Origin of the sequence: Pseudoalteromonas sp. ECSMB14103 (assembly GCF_000813065.1) — a bacterium.
Lineage (GTDB): Bacteria > Pseudomonadota > Gammaproteobacteria > Enterobacterales > Alteromonadaceae > Pseudoalteromonas > Pseudoalteromonas marina.
In genome coordinates this window covers 20,277-36,667 of record NZ_JWGY01000012.1, presented here as the reverse complement: position 1 = coordinate 36,667, position 16,391 = coordinate 20,277, and the positions used below count along the sequence as shown (strand labels likewise).

Below are 16,391 nucleotides of genomic sequence, written 5' to 3'. Positions count from 1 at the left end.
CCATGAAAACAGTTTGGCTTGTAGATGATGATGCATCAATTCGTTTTGTACTTGAAAAAGCACTTGAACGATCTGGTTTTAATGTAGAAAGCTTTGCCAACGCGCAAGATGTACTTAATGCATTGAAGTTTAGTCAACCTACTGTTTTAGTATCGGATGTGAAAATGCCCGGTATGGATGGCATGGCCCTACTTGAACTCATCGCAGAACAAAACCCTGGCTTGCCAGTAATAATAATGACTGCGCACTCAGACCTAGATTCGGCAGTGAACGCCTTTCAAAAAGGGGCATTTGAGTACTTAGCTAAACCATTCGATTTAAATGAAGCCGTTGCACTTGTTGAAAGCGCATTTAGAGCAAATTCCACAAAAAAAACCAAACGTAAGCAAACACCCCCTAAAAGTGCTCACATCATTGGTGAAGCACCCGCTATGCAAGAGGTCTTTAGAGCAATAGGTAAACTTTCAGCATCTAGCATGAGTGTTTTGATTAATGGTGAGTCGGGCACAGGTAAAGAGCTCGTTGCAAGTGCACTTCACAATCACAGCCCGCGCAAAGAAAACCAATTTATTGCCCTTAATATGGCTGCAATACCTAAAGAATTAGTTGAGTCTGAGCTGTTTGGCCATGAAAAAGGCGCGTTCACCGGTGCCGATACCGTGCGAAAAGGTCGATTTGAACAAGCCAATGGCGGCACTTTATTTTTAGATGAAATTGGCGATATGCCTTTAGATGTGCAAACACGCTTACTTCGTGTACTTGCCGACGGAGAGTTTTACCGTGTTGGTGGTCATCAAAGTATAAAAGTTGATGTACGCATTATTGCCGCAACACATCAAAACTTAGAAGACTTAGTTAAACAAGGTAAGTTTAGGGACGATTTATTCCATCGCTTAAATGTAGTACGCCTTCGTTTACCTGCTTTACGTGAACGCACCGAAGATATTGAGCGCTTAGCGCAACACTTTTTACATAAGAGCGCTAAAGATCTGCAAGTAGAAAGCAAAGTATTGAGCCCTAAAGCCACAGAGCAACTTCGTTTATTTAACTGGCCAGGCAATGTTCGCCAACTTGAAAACACCTGTCGTTGGTTAACGGTTATGGCACCAGGCGAGCTTGTTACAGAGCAAGATTTGCCCCCTGAAATTATTGAAGTAACACCAATACAAGAGGAAGGTGATTGGCTGGATGCTTTTCAGCAATGGCTTAATAATGAACTAAAACAAGGTAAAGAAAATATTTGGCCAGACATACAGGCACAATTAGAAACACGCTTAATTAAAACAGCACTTGCTAATTGTTCGGGCCACAAACAAGATGCCGCCATAAAAATAGGCTGGGGTCGCAATACATTGACCCGAAAATTAAAAGAGCGCAATATTAGCTAACAATGTGCATTAAATTTTGATATCGAATGAAATTAATCGAACACATTCCATTGTTCAAACAAATGGAAATAATTAACAGGCTACATTTTTTTAAGGAATTTACGCTCAACGAGCGTCAAATTTTATTAGAATCATATGGCCTATTGTATTTAGTTGGCCAGCACCAATTTTTGTTTAAACAGTTCGATAACGATAAACGATTGTATATTGTACTTAGCGGCGCACTTTTAGTATTTAAGCATAATCACTTACTTGAACTGGGCGCAATAGAGCCTGGCGAATTTATAGGTGAAGGCGCATTTATAAATAACAGAGAGCGCAGTACAAGTGCTCGCGCTAAAACCGACACCATTGTCCTTGCCATCACTCCCGAAGCACTCACTCAGTTACCCAATGTCATTCGAGAAAAAATTAAAGACCGTATTATTGAAGGTATGAGTGAACGAATAACCAAGCTCAGTGACTATATAGAAAATCACGGTTAGCTCAGTCCATATAAACAACCTGCAATGAGCAATCGAGCCAGCTAGGATTATTAACATGGGCTGTAAACGTGTAAGTATCTGATGGTTTATCGCCAAAGGGCGTATTTATAAGTGGCTGCGAGTGACGATAAGTTTGCGAATAGTTTTTGTAATAAATGACAACGTAACCATATAAAAACTCCCAACCCAACCTCACAACTGCACCACTGGGTAAAGTAAAATCAGCGTACTCTTTGGTAAAGGTAACGATTAAATCATTGTACTTATCTTCACTGCATTGAGTTGTTCGTAACTGTTTAGGCATTACAAAAGCAGCATTTTCAGCTGTATTTTTTAAATAAAAACCTATATTGCCATCACCATAAAAATGGTTTGAGCGACTTGTATAATTAACTTGTGGCTCATACCCGAGCCCTTGCATTATGGACGCAAGTTGTTCTGTCTCTTTGGAATAAATTTTATCGCTTGATAAAAGCAACGTTGCTTCACCAAAATCTGATGGGATTTCTAACGTCACATATTCATAGGGAAGAATTTGTGCTTTTAACGCCGCATCGAGCTGATTACGTTGTTCATCTTGCAAGTTTTCACTAAAAACATAAACGGTGGGTTGCTGGCATGCAACTAACATACATGCCAATACACAAATTAAAAATCCTTTTTTCATAGTCACCTCATTTGATTACACTTGTAGTCTATTAGAGGTATTGCTTTATCGCAACTTAATTTGTTTGGTTATCTAACCAAGCATCTACACTTTTACGCGTATATAGCACCTCTTTAAATAAGCGGTGACGTTCAAATTCCAAAACGCTTTTTTTGTTAGTGTTGCCACTGAGTAACTGGCTGTGTGTATCGTTAAATTTTGAAATAACCGAAAACCCGCGTTCAGGTTTTTGGTCGTGCTTTTTTATTGATTTACTAAGGTGTTCCCTAACGTCATCGGCAGTTAACATGTCTGAATGATTTAAGCCCATTAGCTCTTTTCTCATTGCTAATCTTACGCCCATTTTTTACTCCATGATTCTATGTATTCTAAATTCGACACAGCTATAGCAATTAGTAAGCCACTTACAAACATGGCTCGCCGGAGCTTAACTAATAAATACTTCAGTTTTTTTAAAGTGAGTCATTTTTTAAAAAATAACTAATACGTAAATTTGAGTGATTTGGTTTGGTGCATAATTGGCCCTATGCCTTTATACTACAGCCTATGCAAGCCTCCACCGAGAGTAACAATGAACGAAGAATACATAGAAATCGAACTAGAAGAAGAGCCGATAGAGCTCTGTAAATTATTAAAAGTACTTAATTTAGTTGAAGGTGGCGGCCAAGCTAAAAACCTAATCGCCGAAGGCTATGTGGGTGTTAACCATGAAATTTGTACAATAAAGCGGAAAAAATTATACAGTGGTGATGTACTGGAATTTGATGGCGAGCTCTTTCAACTCTCCCTGAGTGAAGATGCAACACCAGCACAAAGACCAAGTGAACAAACGCCGGTTGAACCCAAACAAAACATTTCACCGCCTGAAAGCCAACCAGCAAAAAGTAAACGTAAGCGCACTAAAAAGCCAAAGGTAGATGAAAAAACAGGGCGTCGTCCTATTTCATTTGGGTAAGCTTACAAATCGCATTATAAAAAAGCCAACTTGTATAGTTGGCTTTTTTACTCTTTAATAACCTTGTTAATAATAATAAAAAACAAGGTTACACATGTCATCTCACACACCTAAAAACTGGTTTAAACCCGTCGCTTGGGCTGCTCTTATATGGAATTTATTGGGCGTTATAGCATTCATTATGCACATAATGACAAGCCCAGATATGATCAGCAAACTACCATTAGATCAACAAGCTGCATATTCAAACACCCCAATATGGGCCACCATTGCTTTCGCCGTTGCCGTTTTTGGTGGTGCTTTAGGCTGCATTTTTTTACTTGCTAAGAAATCGCTGGCAACACCTACTTTTGCTTTATCGCTCGGCGCGATAATTATACAGCAATACTACAACTTTTTTATAATTGATAGCATTGCCTTGCTAGGAATAAGCTCGGTTGTAATGCCACTTATGGTAGTTTTTATTGCCTTAGCGCTTATTTATTTAAGTATAAAAAGGAAACAACAAGGCTGGCTAAACTAACTGAATAGGCCAGCTGAACAACGTGCTTTTTAGTTGGTATAGATGGTTTATTATAATCATAATTTAATACCTTACTTCCTATTACAGCTGCTCATAAGAGCAGCTATTTAATACTCGTTTATCATGGTATGCACTTTGCAAATGTTTAATTACAGAGGTTACTTTAAAAAAATTTAATTAGTTAAGAAGGGGCAAAATAATGAAAAATAGTTTCGATACCCAACATGAGCTCACAATTAATGGTGAGCAATATAATATTCATTCTCTGAAAGGGCTTGGCGACAAAGCAAAACGACTCCCCTTCTCCTTAAAAGTCTTGCTAGAAAATTTGCTGCGCAACGAAGACGGCGAAAACATCAAAGAACAAGACATTAATGCGCTATTAAATTGGGACCCAAAAGCAAAACCATCATCTGAAGTTGCATTTACCCCTGCACGAGTAGTAATGCAAGACTTTACTGGCGTACCTGCCATTGTCGATTTAGCTGCAATGCGAGATGCAATGGAAAAGCTCGGCGGAGATCCTGCAAAAATAAACCCACTGTCACCGGCCGAACTCGTAATAGACCATTCAGTACAAGTTGACGGCTATGGAAATGATGGTGCCTTTGATTTAAATGCGAAACTTGAATACGACCGCAACAAAGAACGATACGAATTTTTACGTTGGGGCCAAACGGCATTTGATAATTTAAAAGTGGTACCACCCGCAACCGGCATTGTTCACCAAGTTAATTTAGAATACCTGGCTCGCGTTATTTTTAACGAAGATAGCAATGGTAAAAAGTTTGCCTACCCCGATACTCTGGTTGGCACTGACTCGCACACAACCATGATTAATGGCTTAGGCGTACTTGGCTGGGGTGTAGGCGGCATTGAGGCTGAAGCTGCAATGCTTGGCCAGCCAATTAGCTTACTGATTCCACAGGTAGTTGGCATGAAACTTAATGGCCGATTACCAGAAGGCACAACAGCAACTGATTTAGTGCTCACGGTAACTGAAATTTTGCGTAACCACGGCGTGGTGGGTAAATTTGTAGAATTTTATGGCGATGGCCTTGCAGATCTCCCCCTTGCCGATAGAGCAACCATTGCTAACATGGCACCTGAATATGGTGCTACGTGTGGTATTTTTCCAATTGATGACGAAACGATTAATTATTTACGTCTTACCAACCGTGATGAAGACCAACTAAAGCTTATTGAAGATTATGCAAAACACCAAGGCTTGTGGCGTAACGATGGCGACGAAGCTCGCTATACCGACACACTAGAACTAAAGCTCGATGATGTTGTACCAAGCCTTGCAGGCCCAAAACGCCCACAAGATAGAATAGCGCTTAACAAAGCCGGCGAGGAAATCTCTCAGCACCTAAAAGGTTTTCAAGAAGAGCGTATAGCACATCGCGATAAAAGTGATGACGAGCAATCGCGTATCGAAAGCGAAGGCCCCACAACCAACCCTGATGAACCTGTAAACGAAGCACAATTTATGGGGGCGGCAAAAGTTAACTATAAAGACCAAGAGTTTGAACTTAACGACGGTGCATGCGTTATTGCAGCTATAACAAGCTGTACCAACACGTCTAATCCAAGTGTTATTTTAGCAGCAGGCCTTGTGGCTAAAAAAGCAAAACAACTAGGTATTAACGTTAAACCTTGGGTTAAAACATCACTCGCACCTGGCTCAAAAGTAGTTACCGACTACTTAGAAAAAGCGGGGTTAATGGACGACTTAGAAAGCCTAGGTTTTAATTTAGTCGGTTACGGTTGTACTACGTGTATAGGCAACTCAGGACCGCTGGCTGATGAAATCTCACAAGCTATTCAAAAACACAAGTTGGTAGTCAGCTCTATCTTATCGGGCAATCGTAATTTTGAAGGGCGTATACACCAAGATGTTAAAATGAACTTTTTAGCTTCTCCTCCTTTGGTTGTTGCCTACGCAATTGCAGGTAGAACAGACATAGATGTTTATAACGAGCCCCTTGCACAAGATGAAAACGGTAACGATATTTACCTTAAAAACATTTGGCCAAGTGTGAAAGAGGTTAGCGACTTAGTAAAAGAAACGGTTACCAAAGAGATGTTTGCAACAAGCTACGCCAATGTTTATGAAGGTGATAGCCGCTGGCAACAAATTCAAATACCTGATGGTAAGTTGTATGATTGGAACGACGCATCTACCTACATTAAAAAAGCACCATTTTTTGATGGCATGACCGTAGAGCCACCGGGTATTCCTACCATTGAAGGGGCTCGCTGTTTAGCCAAGCTAGGAGACTCGGTAACAACCGATCACATCTCTCCTGCAGGCGCAATTAAAGCGGATGCTCCTGCTGGTCTTTACCTACAAGAGCACAATGTAGAAAAAGCACAGTTTAATTCTTACGGCTCTCGTCGAGGTAACCATGAAGTAATGATGCGTGGCACCTTTGCTAACGTACGACTTAAAAACTTGTTAGCACCGGGCACAGAAGGCGGTGTAACACGCACGCAACCAAACAATAGCTTAGAAAGTATTTACGATGCGGCTATGGCGTATCAAAAAAATGATACACCGCTTATTATTTTAGCCGGAAAAGAATATGGTACTGGCTCGTCACGCGATTGGGCTGCAAAAGGTTCGTTGTTGCTAGGCGTGAAAGCTGTTTTTGCACAAAGCTATGAACGTATTCACCGCTCTAACTTAATTGGGATGGGTGTACTGCCATTACAATTTAAAGAGGGTGAAAGCTATGAGTCGCATGGTTTAACTGGCCAAGAAGAGTTTGATATTCAAGGTCTGTACGATAAAACTGACGAGGTTACACTGATAGCAACCGATGCCGGTGGCAAACAAACAAGCGTAAAAGCCGATGTACGTATTGATACACCTAAAGAGTGGGATTACTACAAACATGGCGGTATTTTACAGTATGTACTGCGTAACATGCTTAACTAAGCTGCGTAGTGAATGACTCATAGGCCTTATGGTTACAACCATGAGGCCTTTTTTATAACTGCCTTATTATTGCGCTGCATCAATATACAAAACACATCGCCTATTACACTGGCACAATAACCAGTGGAGGCATTATGTCGCATGTAACGATTATTAGAGTACTTAAAACATCTATTGTACTTGGCTTATGCCTTATAGTTACAGGCCATACACTTATCATATCTAATGGATTTAATGAGCAATTTGGTATTAACGGCATTATTGCATCTGCAGCTTGCATCGCTGTAGGTATACTCTTGTCACTACCCACCAAAATATATTTAACCATTTTACTAATGGAAGCTGAAAAACGTTATATCCGCTCTCATACTAATGAATAGCGTTTAAAGTACACTTAAATTATTAATTTCTTTGTTACGTTTTTCTAATTTTTTTTCGATGTTTTCTGCATCTTCAAACAGCTTTTTAATCGATTCAGGATTTAATATTGAAGGGGTTTGCGTATTAGCTGACATCTCATTAGCACTAGACTCTAAGTTTAAAATAGAGGTATCTTCTGCACCAATCACAGTTATATCCTCAGGGTTGAGGGTTAACTCTATGCTTTTACCATGAGGGTTAGGGCTATCTGAATAATGCCATTGGCCTGTTTCATCTTGCCACTTATAAATAGTACTTGAAGACGTAATCGTTGAGCTGTTGCTTGAAATGCTACTCGTCACTTTATCGCCAGCCTCGTGAATGCCTTTTACAGCTTGATTTAGCGTATTGGTTGATAACGCAACCATTTGCTCTTTAATTTGCTGGGTTTCTTTGCTGATAGTTGAACCTGAAAGCCAAGGTTGGCCGTCTGGCTTTTTTAAATAAAATAATGATATGACAGCAATTACCATCACTGATATTGCTAAATAGGTAAAGTATTTCATAGCGTTCCTGCTTTGTTTGTTCCTTTAATATAATATTAGTGAATAAAGCACTCACTGGCAATTTTATTATCTAAATTTAGATAATAAAAAACGCAGCCTAAGCTGCGTTTAATTGCGGTTAAATAAAGCGTTAAGGTACTAAATACCATCACCATCCATATGAAGACCGCATTCACGGTTTAAACCAAAAAAGCGGGTTTCTTCTTCAGTCATGCCCGGCTCTAGTTTGCGTGTAGTGTGTACATCGCCCATTGATACATACCCTTGCTCCCATAATGGGTGGTAAGGTAAGTCATGCTTAGTTAGGTATTGATATACATCGCGGTTTGACCATTCAATAATCGGGTACACTTTTACCGTACCACGGCTTATTTCTACAAACTGCTTATCTGCACGAGTAGAAGATTGATCGCGACGTAAACCACTAAACCAGGTACCCGCTTCAATTTCTTTTAAAGCGCGAGTCATAGGCTCAACTTTATTAAGCTGATTATATTGCTTAATACCATCCTCACCTTGCTCCCATAACTTTCCAAACTTAGCTTCTTGCCATGCTGGGCTCAGCTGCGCCTTGTACACTTTTAAATTAAGTGACAAACGCTCGCTCATTTGCTCAATAAACTGGTACGTCTCAGGGAACAAATAACCAGTGTCTGTTAATACAACAGGAATGTCTGGGCGTTGGGTTGTCATTAAATGCAACATCACCGCAGCTTGAATCCCAAAGCTTGACGATAGAAACGCGGTATCGGGTAAATTTTCAAGCGCCCACGCAACACGTTGCTCTGCGCTCATATTTGCTAATACACCATTAGCATCAGCTAACATAGCCGCTTGGCTTTGTTTATCTAGCTGTAATATATTTTTAAATTCACTCATGGAAAATTCCAAGCCTCACCAGCGCCAAGCGCTGGTATCTAATTATGCGTGAAAATCGGTTACTGATACTTTTACTTCAGCAACAATGCCTTTGCGAATTACAAAGTCACCAAAACATTCACCGTCGTTTCGCTCACTTGCCCACTGGCCAATTAGCTTATCAAACGCCTCCAGGTAAACATCTTCACCTACGTTTTCAAGGTACAGTTTAGGAATGCGTGTACCTTCAAGGTTACCGCCTAAGTAAACGTTGTATTTACCAGGCCCTTTACCTACAAGCCCTGCTTCTGCAAGCATTGCGCGGCCACAACCATTAGGACACCCTACAACGCGCATAATAATGCTATCGTCTGGTATTCCGTGTTTAGCGAGTAAAGCTTCAGTTTTTTCGATTAAGCTTGGTAAGTAACGCTCAGCTTCGGCCATTGCAAGCGGGCATGTAGGTAATGCCACACACGCCATTGAGTTTTTACGTTGCTCTGTGTCACCGTCGTCAATCAAACCATGGTTACGGGCAATTTCTTCAATCACTGCTTTTTGATCTGCAGGTACACCGGCAATAATTAAGTTTTGGTTTGCCGTCATACGCATGTCACCTTGGTGAACTTCTGCAATTTTACGACACCCTGTTTTAAGTGGCTTATCTGGGTAATCTAAAATACGGCCGCTTTGAATAAATAGCGTAAGGTGGTGCTTACCATCAATGCCTTCTACCCAACCAATACGGTCGCCTCGATGAGTAAATTCATATGGGCGGCTAGGTGCAAAGTTTACACCCGCGCGTTTTTCTACTTCTGCTTTAAATACGTCTGACCCAACACGATCTAGCGTGTATTTAGTTTTTGCATTTTTACGGTTAGAGCGGTTACCCCAATCGCGCTGCACTGATACAACGTGCTCAGCAATTTTTAAGGTGTCTTCTAGCGCGATAAAACCAAAGTCGTCAGCTTTACGCGGATACGTAGCCGTATCACCGTGGGTCATAGCAAGGCCACCACCTACAAGTACGTTAAAGCCAACAAGCTTGCCATCTTCAGCAATAGCAACAAAGTTCAAGTCATTCGCATGAACGTCTACTTCGTTGTTAGGCGGAATAGTAACCGTGGTTTTAAACTTACGCGGTAAGTAGTTAGAACCTAAAATTGGCTCTTCTGTCGTTTCTGCTTTTTCGCCATTTAACCAAATTTCAGCGTATGCTTTCGTTTTTGGAAGTAAATGCTCAGAAATTTTTGCAGCCCACTCATACGCTTCTTGATGTAACTCTGACTCAACAGGGTTAGTCGTACATAGTACGTTACGGTTTACATCGCCTGCGGTAGCAATAGAGTCAATGCCCACGCTATTAAGCATTTGGTGCATGCCTTTAATATTTGGCTTTAATACACCATGGAACTGAAACGTTTGACGTGTTGTTAAACGAATGCTGCCGTAGCTGGTTTTATCATCAGCAAACTTATCGATTGCTAACCACTGCTCTGGCTTAATAATACCGCCAGGCATACGCGCACGTAGCATTACGTTATGCAGCGGTTCTAACTTTTGCTTTGCGCGCTCAGGACGTATATCGCGATCATCTTGCTGGTACATACCGTGAAAACGTATAAGTTGGAAGTTATCGGCTGTAAAACCACCGGTAATTTCATCTTTTAAGTCTTGCTCTATAGTGCCTCGTAAAAAGTTACTTTCTCTTTTCAAACGCTCGTTATCAGAAAGCTTTACGTTTTTATCTTGTTCGCTCATTTTAAATCCTAAATTTGTTACAGTGACGGCTGTTAGCTGTTAATAAAATAAGAAACGTGATTAATACACGTCTTTCTGATAGCGGTTTGCGCTACGCAGGTCTTTTAAATATTGCTCTGCGTCTTCATCATTTTTACCCGTATTTTCTTTAATGATATCAACCAATGCTTGATGTACATCTTTTGCCATGCGGTTTGCGTCTCCACATACATAAAAGTGAGCGCCAGCTTCTAACCACTCAAAAATATCTTTTGAGTTTTTGCGAAGCTTATCTTGTACATAGATTTTTTCGGCTTGGTCACGGCTAAATGCCACATCGACTTTGCTCAATAAGCCCGATTTTAAATACCCCTGAATTTCTACTTGGTATAAAAAGTCTTGAGTAAAGTGTGGGTTACCAAAAAACAACCAGTTTTTACCTTGTGCTTCTCGCGAGTCACGCTCTTGTAAAAATGCACGGAATGGCGCAATACCAGTACCCGGACCCACCATGATAATAGGTGTTTCATCGTTAGCCGGTAAACGGAAGTTGTCATTATGTTCGCTAAATACTTTTACTTTGCAGCCTTCTTCAGCACGACGCGCTAAATAACCAGAACAACCACCTAAGTGCTCGCTGTCAAAAGTATCAAACTCAACAAGTCCAACCGTTAAATGCACTTCCTCTTCAACTTCGCTTTGGCTAGACGCTATAGAATATAAACGAGCCTGAAGCTTACGTAAGCAATCAACTAATGTTTGTGCATCTAGTTTTGCTGGATTTTGACGAATAACATCAAATATTTGGCGTGGCTCAATGTAAGCACGCATTGCAGCTTTATCTTCTAAAAGCTTTAAGAGCTCAGGTGTGCCTGTTGCTGTTGCGTATTTTTCAACAAAACCCGGATATGACTGCGTTAGCTCTAATTTTTCGATAAGCGCATCACGCACGCTCAATTCTTCATTCGCAACTTTAACGCGACTAGAACCATCAATTTGGGTAAGTTCTAGCACTTCATCAACTAACGCCTCATCATTTAAAAAATATACACCCAGTGAGTCACCCGGTGTGTAAGTGATATCAGAGCCTTCAAGCGAAATTTCTACATGGCGTACATCTTTTGTTGAATCACGCCCGGTAATTTTTTGAACGGCTAATAATTCGGCTTCAAATGGATTTTGCTTTGTGTACTGGCTGGCTGCAGGTGTTGGTGCACCAAATGGCATAACCGCGGCTTGTCCACCTGCGTTACCCTGTTGCGCTTTTAAATCTGGTTCAAATGCATCCAGTGCGCCTTGTATCCATGTTGCAGCTTCTTCTTCGTAATCAACATCTAAATCAGCGCGTTGGTAAACTGACTCAGCGCCTAACTTATTTAAACGCTCTTCAAAGTCTTTTGCTGTTTGACAGAAAAACTCATAGCTAGAATCGCCTAGACCAATGACAGCTATTTTAACACCGTCGAGTTTAGGGGCCTTTTTAGTGGCTAAAAATGCGTGCAACGTTTCGCCATCTTCAGGCGGTTCACCTTCACCGTAAGTCGATACAACAACGGTTAAAAACTTTTCTTTTTTCAGGGCCGTTGGTTTGTAATCAGACATACTCACTAATTTGGCTGATAAACCACGCGATTCAGCTTGCTCTTTCATTTGGGTTGCAACACCTTTTGCATTACCCGTTTGTGAGCCATATAAAATAGTTAATACTGCTGCATCGCCCGTTACTGATGTGCCAGCCGTAGGCATACCAAGTGATGAAGCATTTGCATTAGCTGCTAAGTAACCACTTACCCACGCCTGTTGAATTGGATTAAGCTCAGCCACTAAACCTTGCAGCTTTTGAACTTGCTCTTGCGATAGCGGGCTTGCCGCAGCATTTAGTTGACCTAACAACATGAATCGATTCCCCATAACCCTGAAAATTAAGCACAACACACACCGTGCATTGTTAAAAATGAGTTTTTCCTCAGCCGATATAAGTTTGCTGAGGTTTTCTTACTGTGCAGGATAACGGGCTATCCACTTATCAAAAAAGAATAGAATCTGCTTTGATATTCCATTTAGTTATTAATTTTAAAAAACACCTAAAAAAACAGATTAAAGAGCGATTATTGCTTTTTATTAAATTTTAAATTAACAATTTTGTAACCTAAACAAAGTAATGTATATTATTCACTCATTATAAAAATAGGAACAATCATGTCACACGGGACATATAAAAATAAACTATTCGGAACAGCCTTATTACTTGGCGCACTTCCGGTAATGGCAAATGTAGAAAATGGCAGTTTTGAGCAATGGTCAGGCAATACACCTGACGCGTGGAGCACAATAGATAGCGGTATTAGCCTATCGCGCTCAACAAATATTGTTAAAACAGGTAATAGTGCAGCAGCAGTTAATGTAACCACAGGCTCTCAGGCTAACACCGATTTATTACAACAAATAACGGTAGAAGCAGGAAAAACCTATGTGTTTTCAACTGATGTTTACCACACAGAAGGAAAAGTTAAAGCCCGTTTATTCGTAGATGGTTACCAAGGCTACTCCAATAATACGCAAACTAATCAATGGCAAACAATTAGCCATAGCTATACAGCAAGTAGCAATAAAACCATTAATGTTGGCCTACGCTTTTATGATGTCAGTGGCTTTGATGGCAATGAACTTGTCTATGTAGATAACTTTTTACCTACAAGTAACGACAGTAGCTCTGGGAGTTGCTCGGGCAATAGCCTCTCTTTTAGTTTGACGACAGATAATTATGGTAGCGAAACAAGCTGGGCTATTAATAATAACCAAGGTAATACAGTTGCAAGCGGTAGTGGCTATGCGTCTAATACACAATATAACGAAGCACTGTGTTTAGCTGATGGCGCCTATACCTTTACTATTAACGACAGCTACGGTGATGGTATCTGTTGTAGTTTTGGTAGTGGTAATTATGCACTCACTAGTGGTGGTTCAACCCTAGCAAGTGGCGCAAGCTTCAGCAACGCTGAAAGTACTTCATTTTCGCTTGGCGGTGGCTCTGGTGGTACCCCCACAACACCAACAGGTTATTATGTTACAACACAAGGCCTAACCGGTTACGCATTAAAAACTGAGCTTTATAACATCATTAATAATCATAGTTCGCAGGGGTACTCTGCAATATGGAACTTTTATGATTCATCGGCTCGCGATACATACTTTGAAAACGATAATAGTATTTTAGATATGTACAGTGAAAAGCCAAATGGCAACGATAGCTACACATACACAGCCGTTAGCGATCAATGTGGCAATTACAGTGGCGAAGGTGGTTGTTACAACCGCGAGCATTCGTTCCCTAAAAGTTGGTTTGGCGGTACTAATGAGCCTATGAACTCAGATGTTCATCATATTTATGCAACCGATGGCTATGTAAACTCTAAACGCAGCAACTTTCCGTTTGGTGAAGTGGCAAGCGCCACGTTTACATCAACTAATGGCAGTAAGTTAGGCTCTGCAAGTAGTGCCATTAATTACACGGGCACAGTGTTTGAACCCATTGATGAGTTTAAAGGTGATTTTGCCCGTGCCTATTTTTACATGGCTACACGCTATGAAAATGTGATTGGGACGTGGCAAAATAATACCACTGCAAGTAATGCGGTTCTTAACGGCACCAGTTCGCAGGTATTTGAAAGCTGGGTTGTTGCTATGTTAATCAACTGGCATAACGCAGACCCTGTTAGCCAAATGGAAATAGATCGAAACCAAGCAGCATTTGAATTTCAAGGTAACCGTAATCCGTTTATCGACTACCCTGAATTTGTAGAAATGATTTGGTAGAAAATATAGCCTCAGCCAAGGCTGAGGCTATTTAAAACTCGCCTGACCAAGTGCAATAGACTCATAGCGCTTTCCCGTTAATTTAATCACCCATACGCTGTCTGTAAATGTGCGGCTAAAATATACAGTTTGCCCATTGGGAATATTAGGCATGAAAGACGTAATAGACTGCCAATCGCTATCTACTTTTTCTTTGAGCTTCATGCTCGCATTATAAAAACTTCCTTGTTCATTTGTTTTTACCTCAAGTGCTGTTAGCTGTTCACCGTCGCCTATTTCTATTAATGCGCTTTTATTTAAGTTAGCTAATAACTGAGGTTGGTGAATCGGTTGTAAATTTTTTAATGTTTCATCTATTTTGCTATCTATTGTTATTTTACTCTCTAGCTTGTAAATAGTGGCTTTAATCGCAAATACTGGCTCTGCAATACACGCTGAGGATAAAAACCCAAAAGTAATCCCCATTACCGCTTTATAAAAGTACATTTTCATTCGTTATACTCCTTTATTATTTAGTCTGCCTAGCATAACCAATTTATCACCTATTAAAACTTAACTTATTAATATTCATAATATTCTTTTAATTCATAGTAATGAATATTGCTTATTGGGCTATTTAAACACACCATTTTTAGCGATAATAAATAGATGAGCATTAAACAAGGTAAGGAAGAAACTTGTCGCTAGGAATTGAACTAAAGCAATTAAGAGCAAATAAAAAATGGACGCAAGCATTTGCTGCACGCGAGATTGGTATTCAACAATCTTACTTATCTAAGCTTGAAAATGGACAATTTATTCCGTCCGCTGAGGTAATTGAAAAGCTCGAACTTTGCTATGGCAAAACGTGTTTAGATAAGTATTTACCATCAAAAACATTACAAAGCACACAGATTAAAAAAAGGCTGTTTGTAAGTTTAATTATGCTTATTACTGGTCTCGTAATGTGGTTATGCGCAACCTATGAAATTTTCTACCCAGAGACTTACTTTACTTATCAGGCCAAATTAGGCGACTTTGTAGCGTTCAACGTCAGTCAGCACTACCAAGGCGAGCGATATATTGAAGGTGATGTTATTTACCAAATTTTAGGTGAGAGGCAAATTAGCCGGATTGAAAACCGCTTTTTAATTGTAGGCTCCACGCTTTGTATTTTGCTATCTGTTGTCGTTGCCGCTTTTTCTAAAAAGCATTTATTAATTAAGCTTCTTAATAAAGTTTAAACACACTACTTAATGGGCTTTTTAGTATTCCACTTATCCATTATTTTATTATATAGAATACGATCGTTATCTTTGCATGGCCTTGGCGATCCCGTTGGTAAGCCTACTTTACCCATAACACCATTAAAATCAATCTTGTAGCACATACCTTTGTACATTTCCACCCGCTGACTACCATCTGCGCTTTGCCACAATACCGCTGATTTGAAATCACTAGAATGCTCAATTGGAACCGTTATGTGTTGGTGATTTTTGCTCTTCGGCAAAGTTGCTATCTGCGGGAAATCAAAGGATACAATAGGATTACTGGAAATTGAAAACGGAGTTATTGGTGCGTACGGATCAATTTTTTTAAATGGCTGCTGCTGAGCTTTTGAATTAACCTTATTTTTTATAGGCTCAATCGCGGCTTTATTTACATTATGCTTTTTTCTATCAGTACTTATGGCAATGCTTTTACTTGTCTCAGTGGCATTCTCTGGTAAATTTAATTTTAATTGCTGATCGCTCTGAAAGTCACGCCCTTTAATCGGCTTAGGTGTTAACTCACCTGCATCAAGCGCGGTATCATTTTCAGGGAATGAAGCATTCGGCTGTTTACTTTTTGTATTACTGGGTAATGTTGTAAGGTCCACCATTACATACGCTTTTATCACTTTGCCTGCGTATGGCTGTGCTATCTCAATCGTTTGCCTCGAAACCAAATAAATAACAACAATATGAAAACCAATTGATATACCCCACGCTTTATAGTTACCTTTCAACACATCAACTCCCTGTGAACAGTTTACTTTATGAGTATAACTGGGCAGGTTTAGTTCATTTACAAAGGTGCATTGTCGGTCTAAAAATTATCAATAAGTTAC

At 40.1% G+C, this 16,391-nt stretch carries 16 protein-coding genes; 8 read left to right on the top strand and 8 right to left on the bottom strand.

What is annotated here, in order from left to right; translation table 11 throughout:
• Positions 1-2: 2 nt before the first annotated feature.
• The gene (gene ntrC, locus RF53_RS16380) at positions 3-1,388 is read left to right on the top strand and encodes a nitrogen regulation protein NR(I) (protein ID WP_008126997.1); all 1,386 of its coding nucleotides are present in this window, start codon (positions 3-5) and stop codon (positions 1,386-1,388) included.
• A gap of 26 nt (positions 1,389-1,414) precedes the next feature.
• Complete coding sequence (locus RF53_RS16375; protein WP_039038298.1) at positions 1,415-1,873, top strand: cyclic nucleotide-binding domain-containing protein; 459 nt, start codon at positions 1,415-1,417, stop codon at positions 1,871-1,873.
• Position 1,874: 1 nt separating this feature from the next.
• On the opposite strand, the gene RF53_RS16370 is transcribed toward RF53_RS16375, so the two are convergent.
• Both RF53_RS16370 and RF53_RS16365 read right to left on the bottom strand, forming a co-directional pair.
• Positions 1,875-2,540 (bottom strand): hypothetical protein, encoded by a 666-nt coding sequence (locus RF53_RS16370; RefSeq protein WP_006791340.1) that lies wholly within the window; start codon positions 2,538-2,540, stop codon positions 1,875-1,877.
• Positions 2,541-2,595: 55 nt separating this feature from the next.
• Positions 2,596-2,883 carry a hypothetical protein gene (locus RF53_RS16365; protein WP_006791341.1) on the bottom strand — a complete coding sequence of 96 codons (288 nt, stop codon included), beginning with the start codon at positions 2,881-2,883 and terminating at the stop codon, positions 2,596-2,598.
• 228 nt (positions 2,884-3,111) lie between these two features.
• On the opposite strand from RF53_RS16365, the gene RF53_RS16360 reads away from it, so the two are divergent.
• From RF53_RS16360 to RF53_RS16345, 4 genes are all read left to right on the top strand, one after another.
• The gene (locus RF53_RS16360) at positions 3,112-3,495 is read left to right on the top strand and encodes an RNA-binding S4 domain-containing protein (RefSeq protein WP_039038297.1); all 384 of its coding nucleotides are present in this window, start codon (positions 3,112-3,114) and stop codon (positions 3,493-3,495) included.
• Positions 3,496-3,589: 94 nt separating this feature from the next.
• Entirely contained in the window at positions 3,590-4,018 is a 429-nt protein-coding gene (locus RF53_RS16355) for a hypothetical protein (protein ID WP_039038296.1), read from the top strand.
• Between the two features lie 199 nt (positions 4,019-4,217).
• Positions 4,218-6,962: an aconitate hydratase AcnA gene (acnA, locus tag RF53_RS16350; RefSeq protein WP_039038295.1), complete on the top strand. Its 2,745-nt coding sequence runs from the start codon at positions 4,218-4,220 to the stop codon at positions 6,960-6,962.
• Between the two features lie 134 nt (positions 6,963-7,096).
• Positions 7,097-7,342, top strand: coding sequence for a hypothetical protein (locus RF53_RS16345; protein ID WP_039038294.1), 246 nt, complete (start codon positions 7,097-7,099; stop codon positions 7,340-7,342).
• Positions 7,343-7,345: 3 nt separating this feature from the next.
• Here the strand turns inward: RF53_RS16345 and RF53_RS16340 are convergent, their stop codons facing one another.
• The 4 genes from RF53_RS16340 to RF53_RS16320 all read right to left on the bottom strand — a co-directional run bounded on the left by RF53_RS16340 (position 7,346) and on the right by RF53_RS16320 (position 12,382).
• Entirely contained in the window at positions 7,346-7,888 is a 543-nt protein-coding gene (locus RF53_RS16340; protein ID WP_039038293.1) for a DUF4124 domain-containing protein, read from the bottom strand.
• Positions 7,889-8,026: 138 nt separating this feature from the next.
• Positions 8,027-8,767 (bottom strand): phosphoadenylyl-sulfate reductase, encoded by a 741-nt coding sequence (locus RF53_RS16330; protein WP_006791348.1) that lies wholly within the window; start codon positions 8,765-8,767, stop codon positions 8,027-8,029.
• Positions 8,768-8,809: 42 nt separating this feature from the next.
• Positions 8,810-10,507 (bottom strand): assimilatory sulfite reductase (NADPH) hemoprotein subunit, encoded by a 1,698-nt coding sequence (cysI, locus tag RF53_RS16325; protein ID WP_010557646.1) that lies wholly within the window; start codon positions 10,505-10,507, stop codon positions 8,810-8,812.
• Positions 10,508-10,567: 60 nt separating this feature from the next.
• Positions 10,568-12,382 carry an assimilatory sulfite reductase (NADPH) flavoprotein subunit gene (locus RF53_RS16320; protein ID WP_039038292.1) on the bottom strand — a complete coding sequence of 605 codons (1,815 nt, stop codon included), beginning with the start codon at positions 12,380-12,382 and terminating at the stop codon, positions 10,568-10,570.
• Between the two features lie 303 nt (positions 12,383-12,685).
• Between RF53_RS16320 and RF53_RS16315 the strand changes: the two genes are divergently transcribed.
• Complete coding sequence (locus RF53_RS16315) at positions 12,686-14,302, top strand: endonuclease (protein ID WP_039038291.1); 1,617 nt, start codon at positions 12,686-12,688, stop codon at positions 14,300-14,302.
• A gap of 27 nt (positions 14,303-14,329) precedes the next feature.
• On the opposite strand, the gene RF53_RS16310 is transcribed toward RF53_RS16315, so the two are convergent.
• Positions 14,330-14,794: a hypothetical protein gene (locus RF53_RS16310; RefSeq protein WP_006791352.1), complete on the bottom strand. Its 465-nt coding sequence runs from the start codon at positions 14,792-14,794 to the stop codon at positions 14,330-14,332.
• A 185-nt stretch (positions 14,795-14,979) separates the two neighbouring features.
• Between RF53_RS16310 and RF53_RS16305 the strand changes: the two genes are divergently transcribed.
• Positions 14,980-15,525 carry a helix-turn-helix domain-containing protein gene (locus RF53_RS16305; protein WP_039038290.1) on the top strand — a complete coding sequence of 182 codons (546 nt, stop codon included), beginning with the start codon at positions 14,980-14,982 and terminating at the stop codon, positions 15,523-15,525.
• Between the two features lie 5 nt (positions 15,526-15,530).
• Here the strand turns inward: RF53_RS16305 and RF53_RS16300 are convergent, their stop codons facing one another.
• Positions 15,531-16,292: a hypothetical protein gene (locus RF53_RS16300; RefSeq protein ID WP_235420636.1), complete on the bottom strand. Its 762-nt coding sequence runs from the start codon at positions 16,290-16,292 to the stop codon at positions 15,531-15,533.
• Positions 16,293-16,391: the final 99 nt, after the last annotated feature.

What these genes read in the sequence shown, in the direction of transcription:
- ntrC (WP_008126997.1), top strand. Translation starts at nt 3, where the DNA reads ATGAAAACAGTTTGGCTTGTAGATGATGATGCATCAATTCGTTTTGTA.
- RF53_RS16375 (WP_039038298.1), top strand. Translation starts at nt 1,415, where the DNA reads ATGAAATTAATCGAACACATTCCATTGTTCAAACAAATGGAAATAATT.
- RF53_RS16370 (WP_006791340.1), bottom strand. Translation starts at nt 2,540, where the DNA reads ATGAAAAAAGGATTTTTAATTTGTGTATTGGCATGTATGTTAGTTGCA.
- RF53_RS16365 (WP_006791341.1), bottom strand. Translation starts at nt 2,883, where the DNA reads ATGGGCGTAAGATTAGCAATGAGAAAAGAGCTAATGGGCTTAAATCAT.
- RF53_RS16360 (WP_039038297.1), top strand. Translation starts at nt 3,112, where the DNA reads ATGAACGAAGAATACATAGAAATCGAACTAGAAGAAGAGCCGATAGAG.
- RF53_RS16355 (WP_039038296.1), top strand. Translation starts at nt 3,590, where the DNA reads ATGTCATCTCACACACCTAAAAACTGGTTTAAACCCGTCGCTTGGGCT.
- acnA (WP_039038295.1), top strand. Translation starts at nt 4,218, where the DNA reads ATGAAAAATAGTTTCGATACCCAACATGAGCTCACAATTAATGGTGAG.
- RF53_RS16345 (WP_039038294.1), top strand. Translation starts at nt 7,097, where the DNA reads ATGTCGCATGTAACGATTATTAGAGTACTTAAAACATCTATTGTACTT.
- RF53_RS16340 (WP_039038293.1), bottom strand. Translation starts at nt 7,888, where the DNA reads ATGAAATACTTTACCTATTTAGCAATATCAGTGATGGTAATTGCTGTC.
- RF53_RS16330 (WP_006791348.1), bottom strand. Translation starts at nt 8,767, where the DNA reads ATGAGTGAATTTAAAAATATATTACAGCTAGATAAACAAAGCCAAGCG.
- cysI (WP_010557646.1), bottom strand. Translation starts at nt 10,507, where the DNA reads ATGAGCGAACAAGATAAAAACGTAAAGCTTTCTGATAACGAGCGTTTG.
- RF53_RS16320 (WP_039038292.1), bottom strand. Translation starts at nt 12,382, where the DNA reads ATGTTGTTAGGTCAACTAAATGCTGCGGCAAGCCCGCTATCGCAAGAG.
- RF53_RS16315 (WP_039038291.1), top strand. Translation starts at nt 12,686, where the DNA reads ATGTCACACGGGACATATAAAAATAAACTATTCGGAACAGCCTTATTA.
- RF53_RS16310 (WP_006791352.1), bottom strand. Translation starts at nt 14,794, where the DNA reads ATGAAAATGTACTTTTATAAAGCGGTAATGGGGATTACTTTTGGGTTT.